This is a genomic window from Asticcacaulis sp., from assembly GCF_051956075.1.
Taxonomy (GTDB): Bacteria; Pseudomonadota; Alphaproteobacteria; order Caulobacterales; family Caulobacteraceae; genus Asticcacaulis.
In genome coordinates, this window is sequence record NZ_JBQCGA010000008.1 from 1 (window position 1) to 19,022 (window position 19,022).

Here is a 19,022-nt window from a genome sequence, read left to right on the forward strand (position 1 = left end):
GGTATCTTGGTCCATGGCGGGTGTGGCCTTGGCTGTATTGGAAATGATTTAGGCTTCGACAACCAGAATCTATTCCAAAACAAAGCTTTACGCTACACCCGCTGCATCGTTTTGCCCCTACCGTGAATTAGATGGGCTAGAAGACTTTAGCGTCGCGTCACGACGCGCCATAAATACGTCTGACGGTGTGCCGCAGCGGTCAGCGTAAAGAAAAAAAAGAGCAAGAAATACAGTTTAAAAGCCGGAGATATTTCCATTGATGCCGGTATTATTTGGACTTGAGCGTCATCAACGCGAAAAGTGCGGCGGTTAGACCGGCAATCGCGCATAATACGATCCAAGTATGCGCAGGCGCCTCAAATCGTATCAAGCAACAAGCCACAATATAAAGTAGAATAATTGCCCAGCCTTGCCAGCTCACGGGAAAAAAACCTAGGCCAAAGAGAAGCCTTTTCCGCCTAGAAAACCATGGGCTCATTTTTTCGCCCTCCGCTTGTGATATCAACGAGTCATATTCGCACATCCGGGGCCTGTCTAGTGTGTCCGCAAATTAAAGCTGGCGCGTTCCGAAATCACGGCTGTATGTATTTTGTATAATTGATTGTCGCTAGGACGCGGTTGAGTATGCTCCAGGCCGCATACCGCAGTTATACCAGGTGTCAAATAAATCTATCGCCAAATATATGGAAATCCACATGGGGTAAAATTCACATAAATAATTACATTTTTAGCCATGTAGATAAGTGAAGGCGCTGCGCCGTCCGCGCTCTCCTTTTCGTCCGTGTACGCCGCGTCAGCGGCGATCCGTGAAGACGGCCAAAGGCCGTCGTCCGTGGTTAAATCCCTGCTCAGAGCGCGTTGGGGGCGCTTTTGGAGGAAGGCTGGCGGCGCTACTGGGTCAGTCGAGCGCCGCGTAGGCCGGTACGGTCAGGAAGTCGCGGCAGTGCGCGGCGGTGGCCAGGTCGGTGAACAGGGCGCGCGCTTCGTTGAAGCGACCGCCTGAAAAGGGCTGCGTCTCCTCGTCGATCAGGGCCAGAACCATGTCCCTGGTCACCGTGCGCCCGTCGTCGAGCTTGGCGGCGTGGCGAATCCATTGCCAGACCTGGGTGCGCGAAATCTCCGCCGTGGCGGCGTCCTCCATCAGATTGTAAAGCGGCACGGCGCCTTTGCCGCGCAGCCACGCCTCGATATATTGCACGCCGACGCGGATGTTTTCGCGCAGGCCCGCTTCGGTGCGCGCGCCGTCGTGCAGGCGCAGCAGGTCGGCCTGCGTCGTCGTCACATCCTCGCGCAGGATATGGTCCTCGCGCAGGATATGGAGCTGGTTCGGCCCCGGCATCAGCCGGTCGAACACCTCCATCGCCACCGGCACGAGGTCGGGATGGGCGACCCAGGTGCCGTCATGGCCGTTCGAGGCTTCGCGCTCCTTATCGGCGCGCACCTTGGCGAAGGCGATGGCGTTGGCTTCGGGGTCGTTCTTGACCGGAATCTGCGCCGCCATGCCGCCCATCGCAAACGCGCCGCGACGGTGGCAGGTCTGGATCAGGCGCAGCGAATAGGCGTTCAGGAAGGCTTCGCCCATCGTCATTTTCGACCGGTCGGGGGTCACGAAGGCCGGGTTTTCGGCGAAGGTCTTGATGAAGCTGAAAATATAGTCCCAGCGCCCGCAGTTCAGGCCGACAATGTGGTCCTTCAGCTCGAACAGGATCTCGTCCATCTCGAAGGCGGCGGGCAGGGTCTCGATCAGCACGGTCGCCTTGACCGTCCCGTGCGGCAGACCGAGCCAGCCTTGCGCGAACACGATGACCTCGTTCCACAGCCGCGCCTCCAGATGGTTCTCCAGCTTGGGCAGGTAGAAGTAAGGCCCGGAGCCGTGCGCCAGACTCAGTTTGGCGCAGTGGAACATGTAGAGGCCGAAATCGAACAGGGCGCCCGACATGGGCTGGCCATCGACCGTGACGTGGCGTTCGTCCAGCCGCCAGCCGCGCGGGCGCACCTTCAGCACGGCGGGGTTGGCGCCGAGCCGGTAGGCCTTGCCAGTGCTTGGGTCGGTATGGTCGAGGCGGCCTTCCCAGCGGTCTTTCAGATTGATCTGGCCGTCGATGCAGTTGGCGAAGGTCGGGGAATTGGCGTCCTCGAAATCGGCCATGAAGACTTTGGCGCCGGAATTGAGCGCATTGATGATCATCTTGCGATCGACCGGGCCGGTGATCTCGACGCGGCGGTCCATCAGGTCGGCGGGGATCGGCGCAATGCTCCAGTCGGCGGCGCGGACCTCCGCCGCTTCGGGCAGGAAGTCGGGCAGGAGGCCGGAATCGAAGCCCGACTGCCGCGCGCGGCGCACCGTCAGGCGCTGCTGGCGCTTCGGCTCAAAGCGGCGGTGCAGATCGGCCAGAAAGCCGAGCGCCTCCGGGGTCAGGATCTCGGCCATGCGTCCGGTGACGGGGGCGTGGATGTGGGGCAGCGGCATGGGCGCGTCCAAAGGCATGTGAGCGGTTCCTTTGATGTAAGAAGGTTTAGCGGGAACGGCAACCGCGCCCCTCACCCGGTCACCTGCGCCGCTGACGCGGCTTGTTTCCCGTCCTCTCCCCTCGTCTGAGGGGAGAGGGGGGGAGCGGGGCTATTCGTAGCCGTGGGCGGCTTCGTTGATGACGAGCGCGGGCATGCGCGAGAAATCGACCGAAACGGGCCGCGCGATCTGCGACTGGAAGGTCTTGAGCGCGTGGTCGAGGCGGCGACGGGTTTCGCGCATCGCCTCAGCGTCGGGGTTGAGGTTCAAAGGCGCCAGGCAGTAGGCGATGATGGCGTCGCGATTGCTGGTTTCCCTAGTGGTTCTCCTGTAGGGGGCCGCCCTCCAAGGGCGTAGCCCTTGGCAAGGCCGACTGGCCGCCGCGCACGTTTGCGCGTAAGCCTACGTGGCGTTTGAACCCGTTGCCGCTATTCAGCGGCAACGGAATGAAATTGAGCCGCTTCGGTGGATTCCTTCATGGCGGTGGTCGAGGACCGGCCTGCGCTCAGGGTCAGGGCGACCTTGTCGAAATAGCCGGTGCCGACCTCGCGCTGGTGGCGGGTGGCGGTGTAGCCGCGCGCCTCATTGGCGAATTCGCGCTGTTGCAGCTCCGAATAGGCGGCCATGCCGCGGTCGCGATAGCCGTCGGCCAGCTCGAACATGCCGTTGTTGAGCGCGTGGAAGCCCGCCAGGGTGACGAACTGGAACTTGTAGCCCATGGCGCCCAGCTCGCGCTGGAATTTGGCGATGGTGGCGTCGTCCAGCTTGGCCTTCCAGTTGAACGAAGGCGAGCAGTTATAGGCCAGGAGCTTGCCCGGATGGACCTTGTGGACGGCTTCCGCGAACTTGCGCGCATCGTCAAGGTCCGGGTGCGAGGTCTCCCACCACAACAGGTCGGCGTAATCGGCATAGGCGATGCCGCGCGCGATGCAGTGGTCGAGGCCCGTGCCGGGTTTGAGGCGGTAAAAGCCCTCCACGGTGCGGTCGCTGCGGTCGATGAACGGATGGTCGCGCTCGTCGATGTCCGAGGTGATCAGTTGCGCCGACTCCGCATCGGTGCGGGCGATGGTCAGGGTCGGCGTTCCCATCACGTCGGCGGCCAGCCGCGCGGCGGTCAGGGTGCGCTCATGCGCCTGAGTCGGGATCAGCACCTTGCCGCCCAGGTGGCCGCACTTCTTTTCCGAAGCGAGCTGATCCTCGAAATGCACGCCCGCCGCGCCCGCCTCGATAAAGGCCTTCATGATCTCGAAAGCGTTGAGCGGGCCGCCGAAACCGGCCTCGGCATCGGCGACGATCGGCGCGAACCAGTCGCGTTGGCTGCCGCCTTCGCTGTGCTCGATCTGATCGGCGCGTTGCAGGGTGCGGTTGATGCGGCGGCACAGTTCCGGCGCGGCGTTGGCAGGGTACAGCGACTGGTCCGGGTACATGGCCGAGGCGGTGTTGGCGTCCGCCGCCACCTGCCAGCCGGAGAGATAAATGGCCTTCAGCCCGGCGCGCACCATCTGCATGGCCTGATTGCCCGTCATGGCGCCCAGGGCGTTGATGAAGGGCTCGTCGCGCAGCAAGGCCCACAGACGGTTTGCGCCGCGCGTCGCCAGGGTCTGTTCGATGGTCAGCGAGCCGCGCAGGGCCAGAACCTCATCGGGCGTATAGGGTCGCATTATCCCGTCGAAGCGGCCTTGCGGCGCATGGGGGACAAGATCGCGGAACGTGGTCATGGGGATCATCCTTCTGAAGGCGATGGGGAGGTCGGTTGCGGGGCGGCGTCGGTGCGCAGGGCGCGCAGCAGGCCGGGGGTGAACAGGCTGATCGCGCCGCCCCACAGGCCAAAGGAGACAGCGTAAAATGCCGCATCCTGGGGCGGTTGAGGTGTAGATATGGGTGAATTTGTCATAATCTGTCTCCTTTCCCGACGCGGTGGCGTCGTTGGGTGTGACAGCATTAAGCGCTTTAAATGCAGGAATTAGAAGCTTATCAGCCGTGCAAACCGCGTCATTTGGAAAAAGACGACATTGTAAGTTTTGTAAATTTGTGACTTAATGTCAGGATGGCTTAATGACGCGGCCTGGAGGCGCGCATGGCGGATCTGGAACGAAAACTGTTTCTGGGCGGGCGGCTGAAGCGGCTGCGCTACGACCTGAACCTGACCCAGACGCAGATGGCGGCGGACCTTGGCGTCTCGCCCTCCTACCTCAATCATCTGGAGCGCAATCAGCGCCCGGTGACCGCGCAGGTGCTGCTGAAACTGGCCGCGACCTATGATCTTGATCTGCGCAGCTTCACCGACGAGTCCGAGCCGTCGGGCGAGGCCGATCTGGTCGAAATCTTCGCCGATCCTTTGTTCAAGGACTTACGCCTGCCGCGCCGGGAAATCTCCGATCTGGCGGCGTCCTCGCCCATGGCCGCCGAGGCGGTGACGCGGCTTTACCGCGCCTATCAGGAGCGGCGCAAACGCGACGCGCTGGAGGCCCGTCCGCCGGAGGACAGGGTCGAGGAGTCGCCCAGCGACTGGGTGCGCGACCGCATCCAGAGCCATCACAACTTCTTTCCCGATCTCGACGACCTCGGCGAAGCGCTGTTCGAGAGCCTGAGCAATGATCCGCACACGCTGGAGGCGGCGGCGGCGCAGCGTTTGTCGGCGCGCCACGGCGTCGATATCCGCCTGATGCCCGCCCAGGTGATGATGATCTATCAGCGCCGCTACGATCCGCACCGGCGGCGGCTGATGATTTCCGAAAGCCTCGGCGCCTCGTCGCGGCGTTTTGCGGTCGCCTATCAACTGGCCCTGTCCGAACATGGCGCCGAGATCGCCGCGATGGTCGAGGCCGCGCGCGCGCCGGACCTGGCCTCGGCGCGGCTCTACAAGATCGCCCTGCTCAACTATCTGGCCGCCGCCGTCCTGATGCCCTATGGCCGCTTCCTGCGCGAGGCCGAACAGACCGGCTACGATATCGACCTGGTGCGCGCCCCGTTCGAGGCGTCGTTCGAGCAGGCGGCGCAGCGCCTGACCACCCTGTCGCGGCCGGGGGCGCGCGGCGTTCCCTTCTTTCTGATGCGCATCGACTGCGCGGGCAATGTCTCCAAGCGCTTTTCCGCCGGGCCGTTTCCGTTTTCGCGCTATGGCGGCGCCTGCCCGCGCTGGAACCTGCATCAGGCGTTTCAGACGCCGGGCCGCATCCTGACCCAGGTGATCGAAACGCCGGACGGCGCGCGCTATTTCACCGTTTCGCGCACCCTGGAGCGCTCAGGACGCGGCTATGCGGGCGGCGTCTATGCCGATCAGGCCATCGGCCTCGGCTGCGAACTGAAACATGCCGGGCGGCTGGTCTATGCGCAGGGCCTCGACCTGAACGCGCCGAACGCCGTGCATACCGGGCCGATGTGCCGCCTGTGCGAACGGCCCAACTGTGTCGAACGCGCCGCCCCGCCCGCCGTGAAGACGCTGAACGTCGACGAATGGATCAAGGGCGTGACGGCGTTTCCGTTTTAGGACGAACCTATCCGCAGATGAAGCCGACTCCGTAAGGGATTTAACCACGGACGACGGCCTTTGGCCGTTCGGACGCAGGTTTGAGCCTATTTCGCCGCCGCCTTGGCGTCGGCGGGGACCGCCGCACTGGCCGCCGGGGCCGAAGCGGTGGCGGGCGTTCCCGCAGGCGTCGCCGCCGCCGAGGTCGCCGCGCCCGCAGGCTTGGGCGCCGGGATCGGATAGCCGGACGAGCCCTGCGAACGCAGGTAAGCGATCAGATTGATGCGGTCTTCGGGCTTCTTGACGCCGATAAAGGTCATCTTAGTCCCCTTGACCCATTTTTGCGGGCCGCCGAGGAACATGTAGATCTGATCATACGACCAGTTGGGGCTTTCCTTGGCGTGCGCCTTCATGCCGTCGGAATAGTCGAAGCCCGGATGCGATGCGGTCGGACGGCCGACCACGCCCCACAGATTCGGGCCGGTCATGTTGGGACCGCCCTGAGCATTGTTGTGGCAGGCCTCGCACTTGACGAAGACCTTTTCGCCCGCGGCGACGTCTGCGGCGGGCAGCACCGTGCCCCAATCGGGCGGCGTATCGACCGGCGCGGCCTCGCCGCCGCTGGCCTCCGTCACCGGCACGTCGATGAAATAGCCCGGCTTGGCGGGCGGCTTCTGTTCGTAAATATAGCCGGAACCGATCTTCACCACCATGATGACCAGACCCGCCGCCAGCACGGCGCCCAAAATCTTGTTACCCTGCAGATCACCGCTCATCGGCTCGGCTACCCCTTATCGTGTTTCCTCACGCCCGCGTCTGCGACGTCGCCGCAGCGCCTATATTATGGCGTTATCTTGTCGGTCCTTGTGTGACACGGCCCCGCCGAAGACGCAAGACGCCTTTTGGGGGCAGGCGGCAAAAGCGCCGCAGGCGCGGCGAATCGTCGCACCATGCGCGCGTCGAAGCCAGGGCGGCGCGCGTTTTTCCCCTCCCGCAACCGATCAAAAACGTATATGCGGGGCGTTTTCCCTCGCTGATTTGAGGCCGACATGACCCCCGACACGCCGCGCAAGATCGCTTTCCAGGGCGAACCCGGAGCCTTCAGCCATCAGGCGTCGCGGCGCTGGTTCCCCGATCATGCGCCGACGCCGTATCCGACCTTCGAGGCCGCCTTCGCCGCCGTGGCGTCGGGCGCGTGCGAACTGGGCATGATTCCGGTTGAGAATTCCGTGGCGGGCCGCGTCTCGGACGTGCATCACCTGCTGCCGCATTCGGGGCTGAAAATCATCGGCGAGCGCTTCTTACCCATCGAGATGATGCTGATGGCCGTGCCGGAAGCGAAGCTGGAGGATATCAAGGTCGCCGCCTCGCACGCCATGGCGCTGCTGCAATGCCGGATCGCCCTCCGAGAATTGAACATCACCGCCGAGGTCTTCCACGATACGGCGGGCGCCGCGCGGGCGCTGGCCCAGACGCGCGAACCGGACCGCGCCGCCATCGCCCCGGAAGTCTCGGCGGAATTGTACGGCCTGAAAATCCTGCGCCGCAATATGGAGGATGCGCGCCATAACACCACGCGCTTCCTGGTGCTGACCTCCGCCGAGCGCGCTGCGGCGCCGCCCGAAGACGCGCCCTGCATGACCAGCTTCGTCTTCCGCGTAAAGAACATCCCCGCCGCGCTCTATAAGGCGCTGGGCGGCTTCGCCACCAATGGCGTCAATATGACCAAGCTGGAATCCTATATCGAGAACGGACGCTTCGCCTCGACCATGTTCTATTGCGATGTCGTCGGGCGCCCATCTGATCCGCCGCTGCAACGCGCGCTGGAGGAGCTGCGCTTCTTCGCCGTCGATGTCGAAATGCTCGGCACCTATCCGATGGACCCGTTCCGCCAGTCAGCAGGCCAGCAATAAGGGGGGCCAGCCATGAACGATCAGGACCGCATCGCGCAGCTGGAAGAAATCGTCGCCCACCAGCAGAAGACGATCGACGAACTGTCCGAACAGCTTGCCCAGCAGTGGAAGACGCTCGACCGCATGGGCAATTCGCTGCGCACGTTGAGCGAGCGCCTGTTCGGCCTTGAGGAGCGCACAACCGAAGCCGCCCCGGCGACCACGCCGCCGCATTATTAGCGACATATTGGGCGTGGACGACGAGCGCAAAGCGCTCATGGCATAGGGGCGCATAGCGGCCATTTCCGCCGATAGCGGTAGCGTGAAGTCGCCTTGAACATCTGTGTAATCTGTGGATAAACCTTACGCCGCCTCCATAAGCGGCGCCGCATCAAGCCTGGCGCGTATCAAAGGTCAATCCTAACCCCGCACCGCCGCCTCGATCTTCGCGATGTCGATCTTCTGCATGGTCATCATGGCGGCGAACGCCCGCTGCGCGACCGCGCCGCCCTGCGCCATCGCGTCGGTCAGGGCGCGCGGCGTGATCTGCCACGACAGGCCCCATTTGTCCTTGCACCAGCCACAGTCGCTTGCCTGACCGCCATTGCCGACGATAGCGTCCCAATAGCGGTCGGTCTCCTCCTGCGTGTCGGTGGCGATCTGGAAGGAGAAGGCCTCGCTGTGATGAAACACATCGCCGCCGTTCAGCCCCATGCAGGGAACGCCGCAGACCGTGAATTCGACGGTCAGCACCTGACCAGCCTTGCCGCCGGGAAAATCCGTCGGGGCGCGAAAAACGCCGGTCACCTGACTGTCGGGAAAGGTCTGAGCGTAGAAGTTCGCCGCCGCTTCGGCGTCGTCCTTGTACCAGAGGCAGATTGTGTTCCTGGCTTTCATGATGCGTCTCCTGCTGTGTTCCGATCAGACTGCGCCGCCACGCTGTCGGTAAATGGCAGCAGGAACGGGCGGATTCGCGCGCCCGCGGTTTGTAACGGGTCCGACACGCTGACGCTTTACTGCACTTCCTTCAGCACCGAATCGAGCGTGTCCGGCACGATCGGGCCGGTGATCTTGTCGGTGATGGTCCCGTCGGGCGCGACGATGAAGGTCTCCGGGACGCCGGAAATGCCCAGGTCCAGCGCCATGTCGCCGTTCGGATCGCTCAGCGTCTTGACATACGGATTGTCGTGCTGGGCCAGAAAGTTGAGCGTGTCCTGCGGCTTATCCTTCCACGCCACGCCGATGATGGTCACCCCCTTCGCTTTCAGCGCCATCAGTTGCGGATTTTCGGCCTGACACGGCACGCACCACGAGGCGAAGACATTGACCAGAACCGGCTTGCTGTGACCGGCCAGCAGGCTTTTCAGGTCGGAGGACGGCCCGCCCTGCACATCGTCCAGCACCACTGTCGGCACGGACTTGCCGACCATGGCGCGCGGCTCGTATTGCGCCTTTTTGTGGAAATTATAGTAGGCCAGCACGGCCAGCACGCCGACGAACAGGATCAGGGGCAGGGCGTAAAGCAGACGCTTCAGTGACGTCGGGGTCATCGCTTATCCTCCACCGCCTGCTGCAGGGCCTCAAGCTTCCTGCGCCGGACCGCCTGCGCGCGCAGCGATAGGACGACCAGCGCCGAAAGCGCTGCGAAGGTCACGCCATAGCTGCCCCAGACGAAGACGGCGTATTTGCCCATGTCGAGATCGAGCGTCATCATGTTTTCAACTTCCGGCTCACTGATAACTCAGTCTGGCGCGCAGGGCGCGATAGCGGCGCTCCAGAATCTCGGCGTCGATGCGCACCAGAAACAGCCAGGCGAACAGCAGATGCCACGCCGCCACCATGACGAACAAAGGCCACAGGATCGCGCCGGTCGTTTCGATGCGGTTGCCCTGATGCAGCCCGTTCCACCACAGCACGGAAAAATGCACAATCGGCAGGTTGACCAGCCCGACCAGGGCCAGGATCGCGCACATGCGCGCCGCGCGCGTCTCGTCCTCGATGGAGGCATGCAGGGCGATATAGGCGATGTAGAACAGGAACAGCACCAGTTCGGAGGTCATGCGACCGTCCCACTGCCACGGCGTCCCCCACATCGGCCAGCCCCACAGGGCGCCGGTGATCAGGGCAAGGCCGGTGAACACCGCCCCGATCGGCGCCATCGCCTTGGCCGCCGCGTCGGCCAGCGCATGCCGGAAGATCAGGCCGAAGAACGAGGCGACGCCCATCAGGCCGTACACCATCAGCCCCATCCATGCCGACGGCACATGGATGTACATGATGCGCACCGTATCGCCCTGCTGATAATCTTCCGGCGAGGCGAAGGCCAGATAAAGCCCCCAGACCAGCACCACCGCGAACAGCCCCGCGAGCCATGGCCGCAAGGGCCGCGTCACGCGGCTGAAGCGTTCGGGATTGGCGAGAAAGTTGATCATCCGACCGGCGATAGGGTTACCTTGCCCCCTAGGGATAGGGGCTTTGGCCCATACGGGCAAGCGGTTTGTCCGTTAACAGATTTCTGATCCGTTTGTGCTAGGCTTTCCGTGGGTTACGGGAGGATGAGCCTTGATAACGCTCACGGTTCCGGTCGTTCTGGCCGCAATTGTCTTTGCGCTCTATCATTGCGGCCTGCGCGCGGGCTGCCGCTGGGCGGCGTGGCTGGCCGCGCTGATCATGGCGGGCGCCAGTTTCACCATATTGCACGGCGTGGCGCGCAGCCTGACCGCCGCCGCCCTGCTGGGGAGCCTGACCCTGATGATGGCCGCCGCGCATCTGATCGCGCGCCAGCGCCTCGGTCGTCAGGAGGCCGGACGCCATTCCAGCTACCGTGTCCACCGGCTGAAACGCGGCGTTTTTTAAGACAGGCCGTGCCTGAGCGCCGCGCCCATGGCGACGGGGCCGAGCGCCAGGGCGAACAGCGCATAGGCGGCCAGAAAGGCCAGAGCCTGCAGGTGCGCGGCGCCGCCCGCCATCAGGGCCGCGCCGAAAATCACCGGCGGCGCGTAAAACGGCAGCACCAGCAGCGCCATCAGGGCCCCGCCCTTGCGCGTTCCCAGAGCCAGCGCCGCGCCGACGCCGCCGATCAGCGCAAAACTCAGCGAGCCGAGCAGCGCCGCCAAAAGCCCGTTGAGCGCCATGTCGAGCCGCCCGCCCAGCACCAGCATGATCCCCGGCGTCATGATCGCCAGAATCAGCCCTGACCCCAGCCACTGCGCCGCAATCTTGACCAGCGCCACGGCTTCGAGCGGCAAAGGCCCCTGCCGCAACAGGTCGAACAGTCCGTCCTCATAGTCGCGCTCGAACAGGCGCTCCAGCGCCATCAGGCTGCTCAGGGCCAGGGCCAGCCAGGCCAGACCCGGCGCGATGCGCGTCAGTATGGTCGGATCTGGGCCGAGGCTTAACGGGACCATCGCGGTCAGGGTCAGGTAAAAGCCCGCCGCCAGCAAAGGCCCGCCGCCGCGCGTCAGCGACAGCCCCAGATCGCGCCGCAACAGCGCCAAAGCCGCCCCCAAAGCCGCCTTAAGCATCGGCGCGCTCCATTTGGGGCCGCGTCAGGCGCAAGCTGCGCGTCGCAAACGGCAGCGGATCATGCACGGCGGCGATGATCGACCCGCCCTGCGCCAGATGCGCCTGCATCAGTCCGGCCAGCAGATCGCGATGCCCGGCGTCGAGCGGCGCCATCGGCTCATCCAGCAGCCATAAGGGCCGCTTCGCTAGCAACAGCCGCGCGCAGCTTAAACGCCGCTTCTGACCGGCGGATAAATAGCGCGTGTCCAGGTCCATCAGCGGCGCCAGCTTCAGCGCCGCCAGATTTAACGCCTCCAGCCCGGCGACCTCGCCGCCCAGCCAGTCGGCCTGAAAGCGCAGCTCCTGCGCCACGGTGCGCGATGGCGACAGGGCGTCGTGATGGCCGAGATAGTGGATCCGGCGCGCTTGCGCGACCTCGGCCTCCAGCGGCGCGCCGTCCCGCTCGAAGCGGATCGTTCCGCCATCGGGCGGCGCAAAGCCTGCAATGGCGCGCAGCAGGGTCGTCTTGCCGACGCCGTTCTCGCCCGACAGGCTCAGGGCCTCGCCCGGCGACAGGACGAGGTCCAGTCCGTCCACCAGCCGGTTATAGCCTTTGCGCAGGCGCAGAGAGTCGATGATCAGGCGCATGGACACACGCATAAGCCAAGCCGGGCGGCTTTTCCAGTCAGACAGCTTTTCCGGTCAGGCGAGTTCGCCCGCCTTCGCCTGCGCCATCTGTTTGGCGGCCAGCACGCTTTCGGCGCGCATCAGCAGGGCCTGGGCGGTGAACGGCTTGGCGATGCAGGAATCGGCGCCGACGCGCGCGGCGGCTTCCAGAGCCTGCGCCTCGTTCATCTTGCCGTCCATGCCCGCCGACATGGCGATGATGCCGATGCGCGGCCAGGCCTGACGCAGCATGGCCATGCCCTGCACCCCGCCCATGCCCGGCATGAAGATGTCGCACACGGCCAGATCGACGTGGGCGATGTCGCAATCGGCGAAGGCGGCCTCCATGCTGTCGGCCTCCGACACGCGATAGTCGGCGCTCTTGAAGCTGTTGACCAGCATTTTGCGCACCGTGCGCGAATCGTCGATGACAAGGGCGTGCGGGCGCTTGCGGCCTTTCAGCCGGTCCTGCTCGATGGCGCCCATAATGCCGCGTAAGGTTCCCGGCGTGAACGGCTTTTGCAGCACATAGGCGGCCCCCGCCTTACGCGCTGCGCTTAAGGTCTCCATCGCGCCCGAACCGCCGCCGCCCGCCGACATGAAGATCATCGGCGCGCCCCTGGCCATGCTCTTGAAGCGCTCGATATGCAGAAGCGAATTGTGCTGGCCGACATAGATGTCGAGCAGCAGGGCGTGAACCTCCATGACCGCCAGCGCCTCGGAGGCTTCGCGCACGGTTTCGCAATGGATGTAATGCCAGCCGTCCGCCTCCAGCATACGCCCGATGATCTGGGCCTGCGTGGCGCTGTCTTCCAGAATGAGGGCGGTCAGGTCCATGGAATTCCGGTCGCGGGTGGTCGGTCGCGCAAGAGGCTAAGCCCCATTCGATTAAGGCCGGGTTTATGGCGGCCTTCTTTTTTGCCGTCGCGACCTGTCATTTTCATCGCAACTGCGATATGGGACCGCCAAAAAGCCTGCCGCCACATACCCGAAAAGGTCCGATCCATGTTGCAAGCCTATCGCGAACACGCCGCCGAACGCGCCGCCCTCGGCATTCCGCCCCTGCCGCTGAGCGCGCAGCAGACCGCCGAGGTCATCGAGCTGATCAAGGCCCCGCCCGCAGGCGAAGAGGCGTTTTTGCTGGACCTGATCACGCATCGCGTGCCGCCCGGCGTCGATGACGCGGCGCAGGTCAAGGCCTCCTTCCTGTCAGCCGTCGCGCACGGCGATTTCGCGGTCGCCCTGATCAGCCGCGAAAAGGCGACTGAACTTTTGGGGACCATGGTGGGCGGCTATAATGTTAAGCCCTTGATCGACCTGCTGGCCGATCCGGTCGTCGGTCAGATCGCCGCGGAGGCGTTGAAGAAGACGCTTCTGATGTTCGACTTCTTCCATGACGTCGCCGAACTGGCCAAGGCGGGTAACGCGAACGCCAAGGCCGTGATCCAGTCCTGGGCCGAGGCCGAATGGTTCACCTCGCGCCCGGAAGTTGCGCAAAAGATCACCGTCACCGTGTTCAAGGTCAGCGGCGAAACCAATACGGACGATCTGTCGCCCGCGCCGGACGCCTGGTCGCGCCCGGACATTCCGCTGCACTATCTGGCCATGCTGAAGAACGCCCGCCCCGGCATTACGCCGGAAGAAGACGGCAAGCGCGGCCCGATCCAGTTCATCGAAGACCTCAAGGCAAAGGGCCATCTCGTCGCCTATGTCGGCGATGTGGTCGGCACCGGCTCGTCGCGCAAATCGGCGACCAATTCGGTCATCTGGGCTACGGGTGCGGACATCCCCTTCGTGCCGAACAAGCGCTTCGGCGGCGTCACTCTGGGCGGCAAGATCGCGCCGATCTTCTTCAACACCCAGGAAGATTCTGGCGCCCTGCCGATCGAGGTCGATGTCTCGGCGCTCGACATGGGCGATGTCATCGACATCTACCCCTATGACGGCAAGGTCGAAAAGGACGGCGCGACGATTGCGGAATTCGCGCTGAAAAGCCCGGTCCTGCTCGACGAGGTGCGCGCCGGGGGCCGCATCAATCTGATCATCGGTCGCGGCCTGACGGCGCGGGCGCGCGAGTTCCTGAACCTGCCCGCCTCCACCACCTTCCGCCTGCCGGCCCAGCCCGCCGACACCGGCAAGGGATTCACCCTGGCGCAGAAGATGGTCGGTCGCGCCTGCGGCCTGCCCGAAGGTCAGGGCATCCGCCCCGGAACCTATTGCGAGCCGAAAATGACGACCGTGGGGTCGCAGGACACCACCGGTCCGATGACGCGCGATGAGTTGAAAGACCTGGCCTGTCTCGGCTTCTCGGCGGACCTGGTCATGCAGTCCTTCTGCCACACCGCCGCCTATCCCAAGCCCGTCGATGTCAAGACGCACCGCGAACTGCCCGCCTTTATCGCCAATCGCGGCGGCGTGTCCCTGCGCCCCGGTGACGGCGTGATCCATTCGTGGCTCAACCGCCTGCTGCTGCCCGACACGGTCGGCACCGGCGGCGATTCGCACACCCGTTTCCCGATCGGGATTTCGTTCCCGGCGGGCTCCGGCCTTGTCGCCTTCGCGGCGGCCACCGGCGTCATGCCGCTCGATATGCCGGAATCGGTGCTGGTGCGCTTCACCGGCGCGATGCAGCCCGGCATAACCTTACGCGATCTGGTCCACGCCATCCCCTATTACGCCATCCAGCAGGGCCTGCTGACCGTCGCCAAGGCGGGCAAGGTCAATATCTTCTCCGGCCGCGTGCTGGAGATCGAGGGCCTGCCGGACCTCAAGGTCGAACAGGCGTTCGAGCTGACCGACGCCTCCGCCGAACGCTCGGCGGCGGGCTGCACGGTCAAGCTCAACAAGGAGCCGATCATCGAGTACATGACCTCGAACATCGTGCTGATGAAGAATATGATCGCCGACGGCTATCAGGACGCGCGCACGCTGTCGCGCCGTATTCAGGCGATGGAGGCGTGGCTGGCCGATCCGAAGTTGCTCGAAGCCGACAGGGACGCCGACTACGCCGCCGTCATTGAGATCAATCTCGATGAAGTCAAGGAGCCGATCCTGTGCGCCCCGAACGACCCGGACGACGCGCGCCTTTTGTCGGACGTCGCTGGCACACAGATTGACGAGGTGTTTATCGGCTCGTGCATGACCAATATCGGCCATTTCCGCGCCGCCTCGCTGCTGCTCAAGGACAAGAAGGACATTCCGACCCGTCTGTGGGTGGCGCCGCCGACCAAGATGGACGCGGCGGAACTGAGCAAGGAAGGCCATTACAACACGCTGGGCGGCGCCGGGGCGCGTATGGAAATGCCGGGCTGCTCCCTGTGCATGGGCAATCAGGCGCAGGTGCGCGAAGGCGCCACGGTCGTCTCGACCTCGACGCGCAACTTCCCCAATCGTCTGGGCAAGAATTCCAACGTCTTCCTCGCCTCGGCGGAGCTGGCGGCCATCGCCTCCAAGCTGGGCCGCATTCCGAGCCTTTCCGAATATCAGTCGGAGATGGGCGTGGTGAATGCGTCCGGCGATACGATCTATCGCTACATGAATTTCGACCAGATCGAAGACTATAAGACGGTGGCCGATACGGTATCCGCCTAAGCGAACCCCTGCGTCGTCAAGATAAATGTGAACGCCGGTTCGGACTTCTGAACCGGCGTTTTCATATTTGATTCAGGATTTGCGGCTGACATCACGGCAGTGTCTGTGATGGCGGTGTCCCATGCGTATCCTGTTGCCTGTCTGTCTGATCGCACCCATGCTGGCGGCGTCCGCCGCCATGGCGCAACCCAGCCGCGCCGCGTTCGAGGCGCTGGACCTGATCAATGCGGCGCGCGCCGAGCATGGCTGTCAGCCCCTGCGCTTTGATGCGCGCCTGACCGCCGCCGCCGAACGCCAGAGCCGCAGCATGGCGCATACCCACGTCTTTTCGCACAATGACCCGGACGGCTCGACGCCGGGCGCGCGCGTACAGGCCGAGGGCTACGCTTATCAGATGGTCGGCGAGAACATCACCGCCAACAGCGACGATCCGCGCGACGCGGTCGCCACCTGGATGAACAGTCCCGGCCACCGCGCCAATATCTTGACCTGCGCCTATCGCGAGACCGGCATTGCGGTGGTGGACGGCGCGGGCGATGCGGCGACGCGCGGCTACCGCGCTTACTGGACGCAGGTTTTCGCCATGCCGGGGCCGCGTCGGGATCAGCTCGCCGGACGATAGAGGTCCATCACGATGCGCCAGCCGGTCGGCTCGGCCTTGTCCTTGCGCCAGACGCGGACATAATAGCCCTTGACGCCGCTGGCGTCGGCGGCCTGCCCCCAGGTCGTCCCGAAATCGCCCGCCACCGACGGGGTGGTCGCGCCGAGGCTCCAGGTCAGACCGGCGGGGCGCGCCGCCAGCGCCGCCGCCACGGCGTCCGGCGTGGTCGCAGGCGCGGCGCTGTCGCTCAGCACGTTGGAGATCGGCGTCAGATAGCCGGTATAGGCGGTGTTGGCGTCCTGCGTCGCCAGCGCCTTATCGAGCGCGCCGTCGGCGGCGTTCAGCTCGTCCCAGGCGGTTTTCGGGCTGTCGCTCTGCGCAAAGGGCGGAATATCGCCGCCCAGCGCGGTCCTGGCGGGCAGGGAGGCGGCGTCCGCCGTCCCCGCCGTCGTGTCGATGATCCATTTCCACGAACCATCGGCCTGTTTTTGCCACACGGTCAGGAACCAGCCCGCCTTGTCCCCGTCGGTCCAGCCGCCGAGATCGTAGCCGAGATCGCCGGAACTGGCCATGCCGGTGCGCGACGGCCACCATGTCAGGGTCGAGGCGGCGTCCGGTTCGGCCTGCCTGTCGGCCAGTTGCGCGTGAATCTTCACCGGCGCCGGTTCAAAGCTCAGCGCGTCGGGCGTGGACCAGGCGAAAAACCCTTTGTCATGGCCGTGCGTCGCGGTGAAGGCGGCGAAATCCTGCTCGGCCTGCACGATGGCGTTGGCGGCCACAGGCGCAGGTTGCGCAGGCTTCTTCGTCTTCGCCACGGCGGGCGACGCCACAAGAACCAGTACAGATGTCGCCAGAAGCAGGTGTTTCAGCATGTCGCCCTCAGCCATGTGGTTGCAGAAGCGATTATCCTGCAACGCAATATATGACCTTGGCAAGCCCCGGATTAAATTTTTGTTAATCTTTGCCGGTCCGACCGGTCCCGTCAGGGACGGCGCGCGATCAGGTCGATCAGGGCCGAGCGCCCGCTATGAGCCGGACCTTCGTCCAGTTCGGCCTCGTAAGCTTTCAGCGTCAGGATATCCATGTCGGCGAAGGCGTCGCGCAGCAGGTCTTCGATATAGAGCTTGTCGACCTCCGACGGCCCGCCCGTGCCGTAATCGAGCTGTTTGGGCGTATAGCCGTGCAGCAGGATCAGCCCGCCGGGCGTCACCGCGCGCGTCATCCCGGCGAAGATTTCGGCGCGGAAATCGGGCGATGCGAACTGGATGAAGATGGCGGCGATGGCGTCATAGGCGGCTTCCGGCCAGTCATAGCCCTTGAGATTGGCCTGACGCATATCGAGCGTTACGCCCGCCTCAGCGGCCAGTCTGCGCGCCTTTGCGACGCCGTTTTCGGCATAGTCCACCGCTGCGACCTGATGGCCGAGCTGCGCCAGATAGACGCCGTTGCGGCCCTCGCCGTCGGCGGGCAGGAAGATTTGGCTGCGCGGCGGGATCAGCGCCGCGTAATCGCGCAGAAAGGCGCTGGGCGCCGTGCCGAAAATATAGTCCGGCGTGTCGTAGCGCGCGTTCCAGAAGTCCTGTGTGATGCGTGTCTCTGCCTCGCCCATCGTTCTTATCCTATCGTGTTGAGGCCGCGGTCCAGCGCCCCGATCAGATCGTCCTTGTCCTCAAGTCCGATGGACAGGCGCAACAGTCCCTCGGTAATGCCCGCCGTCGCCTGCGCTTCCGGCGACATGGCCGCGTGGGTCATGCTGCCCGGATGCACGATCAGACTCTCCACCCCGCCCAGCGATTCCGCCAGCGAAAACAATTCAATACGGGCCAGCAGGGTCTTGACCGCCGCAAGCCCGCCCTTCAGCTCAAAGCTCATCATGGCGCCGAAGCCCTTTTGCTGGCGTTTGGCCAGCTCATGCTGCGGGTGCGATGCCAGGCCCGGATAATGCACGACCGCCACCATGGGGTGCGCGGCCAGATACTCGGCAATCGCCTGCGCGCTCTCCTGCTGCTGACGCAGACGCACGAACAAGGTGCGCACCCCGCGCAGCGTCATGTAGGAATCGAACGCCGCCGGGGTCGAGCCCAGGCAATTGGCCCACCAGCGATAGGCGACGACATCCTCCGGCGTCGTGCAGACCAGCGCCCCGCCGATGACGTCGGAGTGGCCATTGATATATTTGGTCGTCGAATGGACGACGAAATCGGCCCCGAACTTAATCGGGTTCTGCAGGGCGGGCGACAGAAAGGTGTTGTCCACCGCCACCTTCGCCCCGGCCTTATGGCCCATCGCGATCAGCTTTTCGAGATCGACCAGCCGCATCAGCGGATTGGACGGCGTCTCCAGCAGCAACAGGGCCGTCGGCTCGGACAGGGCCGCCTTGATGGCCGCGTCATCGCCCTGATCGACATAGACAAGATCAATAATCCCCTGCCTGTGCCGCGCATTCAACAGCCGCTGCGTGCCGCCGTAACAGTCGTGCGGAACCACGACGCGCTTGTTTCCGGGCAAGTCCTGCCACAGCAGGTCGAGCGCCGCCAGACCCGACGCCGTCATCACTGCGCCCGCCCCGCCTTCCAATTCGGCGATCACCTCGGCGATCACGTCGCGCGTCGGATTGCCGGAGCGCGCATAGTCATAGCCGCGCTTCTCGCCAAAGCCCGCGAACGAATAGTTGGTGGTCAGGTAAAGCGGCGGCATGACCGCGCCATGCGTCGGGTCAGCGTCCACGCCGATATTGACGGCCTTGGTGGCAAGGGCGGCGTCTTTGAGATAGTCCTTGGTCATGGCTCT

General features: G+C 64.4%; 21 protein-coding genes. 6 read left to right on the plus strand and 15 right to left on the minus strand.

Annotated elements, in window-relative coordinates; all coding sequences use genetic code 11:
• Positions 1-898: 898 nt before the first annotated feature.
• The 4 genes from aceB to ACTHLA_RS01760 all read right to left on the minus strand — a co-directional run bounded on the left by aceB (position 899) and on the right by ACTHLA_RS01760 (position 4,403).
• Positions 899-2,470, minus strand: a complete 1,572-nt coding sequence (gene aceB, locus ACTHLA_RS01745) for a malate synthase A (protein WP_440184660.1) — start codon at positions 2,468-2,470, stop codon at positions 899-901.
• A gap of 150 nt (positions 2,471-2,620) precedes the next feature.
• Positions 2,621-2,779 carry a hypothetical protein gene (locus tag ACTHLA_RS01750; RefSeq protein WP_440184663.1) on the minus strand — a complete coding sequence of 53 codons (159 nt, stop codon included), beginning with the start codon at positions 2,777-2,779 and terminating at the stop codon, positions 2,621-2,623.
• A gap of 158 nt (positions 2,780-2,937) precedes the next feature.
• Positions 2,938-4,227, minus strand: coding sequence for an isocitrate lyase (gene aceA, locus ACTHLA_RS01755; protein ID WP_440184665.1), 1,290 nt, complete (start codon positions 4,225-4,227; stop codon positions 2,938-2,940).
• 5 nt (positions 4,228-4,232) lie between these two features.
• Entirely contained in the window at positions 4,233-4,403 is a 171-nt protein-coding gene (locus tag ACTHLA_RS01760; RefSeq protein ID WP_440184667.1) for a hypothetical protein, read from the minus strand.
• A 183-nt stretch (positions 4,404-4,586) separates the two neighbouring features.
• On the opposite strand from ACTHLA_RS01760, the gene ACTHLA_RS01765 reads away from it, so the two are divergent.
• Positions 4,587-5,999 carry a helix-turn-helix domain-containing protein gene (locus ACTHLA_RS01765; protein WP_440184670.1) on the plus strand — a complete coding sequence of 471 codons (1,413 nt, stop codon included), beginning with the start codon at positions 4,587-4,589 and terminating at the stop codon, positions 5,997-5,999.
• A gap of 86 nt (positions 6,000-6,085) precedes the next feature.
• On the opposite strand, the gene ACTHLA_RS01770 is transcribed toward ACTHLA_RS01765, so the two are convergent.
• On the minus strand, positions 6,086-6,754 hold the full coding sequence (locus tag ACTHLA_RS01770) for a c-type cytochrome (protein ID WP_440184672.1): 669 nt from the start codon (positions 6,752-6,754) through the stop codon (positions 6,086-6,088).
• A gap of 273 nt (positions 6,755-7,027) precedes the next feature.
• Here ACTHLA_RS01770 and ACTHLA_RS01775 point away from each other — a divergent pair, with 273 nt between their 5' ends.
• Positions 7,028-7,891: a prephenate dehydratase gene (locus ACTHLA_RS01775; RefSeq protein WP_440184675.1), complete on the plus strand. Its 864-nt coding sequence runs from the start codon at positions 7,028-7,030 to the stop codon at positions 7,889-7,891.
• Positions 7,892-7,903: 12 nt separating this feature from the next.
• Positions 7,904-8,110, plus strand: a complete 207-nt coding sequence (locus tag ACTHLA_RS01780) for a SlyX family protein (protein WP_440184677.1) — start codon at positions 7,904-7,906, stop codon at positions 8,108-8,110.
• Between the two features lie 180 nt (positions 8,111-8,290).
• Here ACTHLA_RS01780 and ACTHLA_RS01785 read toward each other — a convergent pair whose 3' ends face one another.
• The 4 genes from ACTHLA_RS01785 to ccmC form a co-directional block, all read right to left on the minus strand.
• Positions 8,291-8,767, minus strand: coding sequence for a VOC family protein (locus tag ACTHLA_RS01785; RefSeq protein ID WP_440184680.1), 477 nt, complete (start codon positions 8,765-8,767; stop codon positions 8,291-8,293).
• Positions 8,768-8,883: 116 nt separating this feature from the next.
• Positions 8,884-9,420, minus strand: coding sequence for a DsbE family thiol:disulfide interchange protein (locus ACTHLA_RS01790; RefSeq protein WP_440184682.1), 537 nt, complete (start codon positions 9,418-9,420; stop codon positions 8,884-8,886).
• Positions 9,417-9,584 carry a heme exporter protein CcmD gene (gene ccmD, locus ACTHLA_RS01795; RefSeq protein WP_440184685.1) on the minus strand — a complete coding sequence of 56 codons (168 nt, stop codon included), beginning with the start codon at positions 9,582-9,584 and terminating at the stop codon, positions 9,417-9,419. Before ccmD ends, ACTHLA_RS01790 begins: the two co-directional genes overlap by 4 nt.
• 16 nt (positions 9,585-9,600) lie before the next feature.
• A complete protein-coding gene (gene ccmC / locus ACTHLA_RS01800; protein WP_440184688.1) occupies positions 9,601-10,302 on the minus strand; it encodes a heme ABC transporter permease CcmC in 702 nt (233 codons plus the stop codon).
• Between the two features lie 130 nt (positions 10,303-10,432).
• Between ccmC and ACTHLA_RS01805 the strand changes: the two genes are divergently transcribed.
• The gene (locus ACTHLA_RS01805; protein ID WP_440184691.1) at positions 10,433-10,726 is read left to right on the plus strand and encodes a hypothetical protein; all 294 of its coding nucleotides are present in this window, start codon (positions 10,433-10,435) and stop codon (positions 10,724-10,726) included.
• On the opposite strand, the gene ccmB is transcribed toward ACTHLA_RS01805, so the two are convergent.
• From ccmB to ACTHLA_RS01820, 3 genes are read right to left on the minus strand one after another with little or no spacing between them, the layout of a single operon-like run.
• Positions 10,723-11,394, minus strand: coding sequence for a heme exporter protein CcmB (gene ccmB / locus ACTHLA_RS01810; protein ID WP_440184694.1), 672 nt, complete (start codon positions 11,392-11,394; stop codon positions 10,723-10,725). The genes ACTHLA_RS01805 and ccmB overlap by 4 nt on opposite strands.
• On the minus strand, positions 11,387-12,022 hold the full coding sequence (gene ccmA / locus ACTHLA_RS01815) for a heme ABC exporter ATP-binding protein CcmA (protein ID WP_440184696.1): 636 nt from the start codon (positions 12,020-12,022) through the stop codon (positions 11,387-11,389). Before ccmA ends, ccmB begins: the two co-directional genes overlap by 8 nt.
• A 54-nt stretch (positions 12,023-12,076) precedes the next feature.
• The gene (locus tag ACTHLA_RS01820; protein ID WP_440184699.1) at positions 12,077-12,877 is read right to left on the minus strand and encodes a response regulator; all 801 of its coding nucleotides are present in this window, start codon (positions 12,875-12,877) and stop codon (positions 12,077-12,079) included.
• Positions 12,878-13,045: 168 nt separating this feature from the next.
• Here ACTHLA_RS01820 and acnB point away from each other — a divergent pair, with 168 nt between their 5' ends.
• Complete coding sequence (gene acnB / locus ACTHLA_RS01825) at positions 13,046-15,631, plus strand: bifunctional aconitate hydratase 2/2-methylisocitrate dehydratase (RefSeq protein ID WP_440184702.1); 2,586 nt, start codon at positions 13,046-13,048, stop codon at positions 15,629-15,631.
• 121 nt (positions 15,632-15,752) lie between these two features.
• The gene (locus ACTHLA_RS01830) at positions 15,753-16,253 is read left to right on the plus strand and encodes a CAP domain-containing protein (protein WP_440184704.1); all 501 of its coding nucleotides are present in this window, start codon (positions 15,753-15,755) and stop codon (positions 16,251-16,253) included.
• On the opposite strand, the gene ACTHLA_RS01835 is transcribed toward ACTHLA_RS01830, so the two are convergent.
• From ACTHLA_RS01835 to metB, 3 genes are all read right to left on the minus strand, one after another.
• On the minus strand, positions 16,235-17,104 hold the full coding sequence (locus tag ACTHLA_RS01835) for a hypothetical protein (protein ID WP_440184706.1): 870 nt from the start codon (positions 17,102-17,104) through the stop codon (positions 16,235-16,237). The two genes, ACTHLA_RS01830 and ACTHLA_RS01835, sit on opposite strands and share 19 nt — an antisense overlap.
• A 110-nt stretch (positions 17,105-17,214) precedes the next feature.
• On the minus strand, positions 17,215-17,841 hold the full coding sequence (locus ACTHLA_RS01840; protein WP_440184709.1) for an SAM-dependent methyltransferase: 627 nt from the start codon (positions 17,839-17,841) through the stop codon (positions 17,215-17,217).
• A 5-nt stretch (positions 17,842-17,846) separates the two neighbouring features.
• A complete protein-coding gene (gene metB / locus ACTHLA_RS01845) occupies positions 17,847-19,016 on the minus strand; it encodes a cystathionine gamma-synthase (RefSeq protein ID WP_440184711.1) in 1,170 nt (389 codons plus the stop codon).
• Between the last annotated feature and the right edge of the window lie 6 nt (positions 19,017-19,022).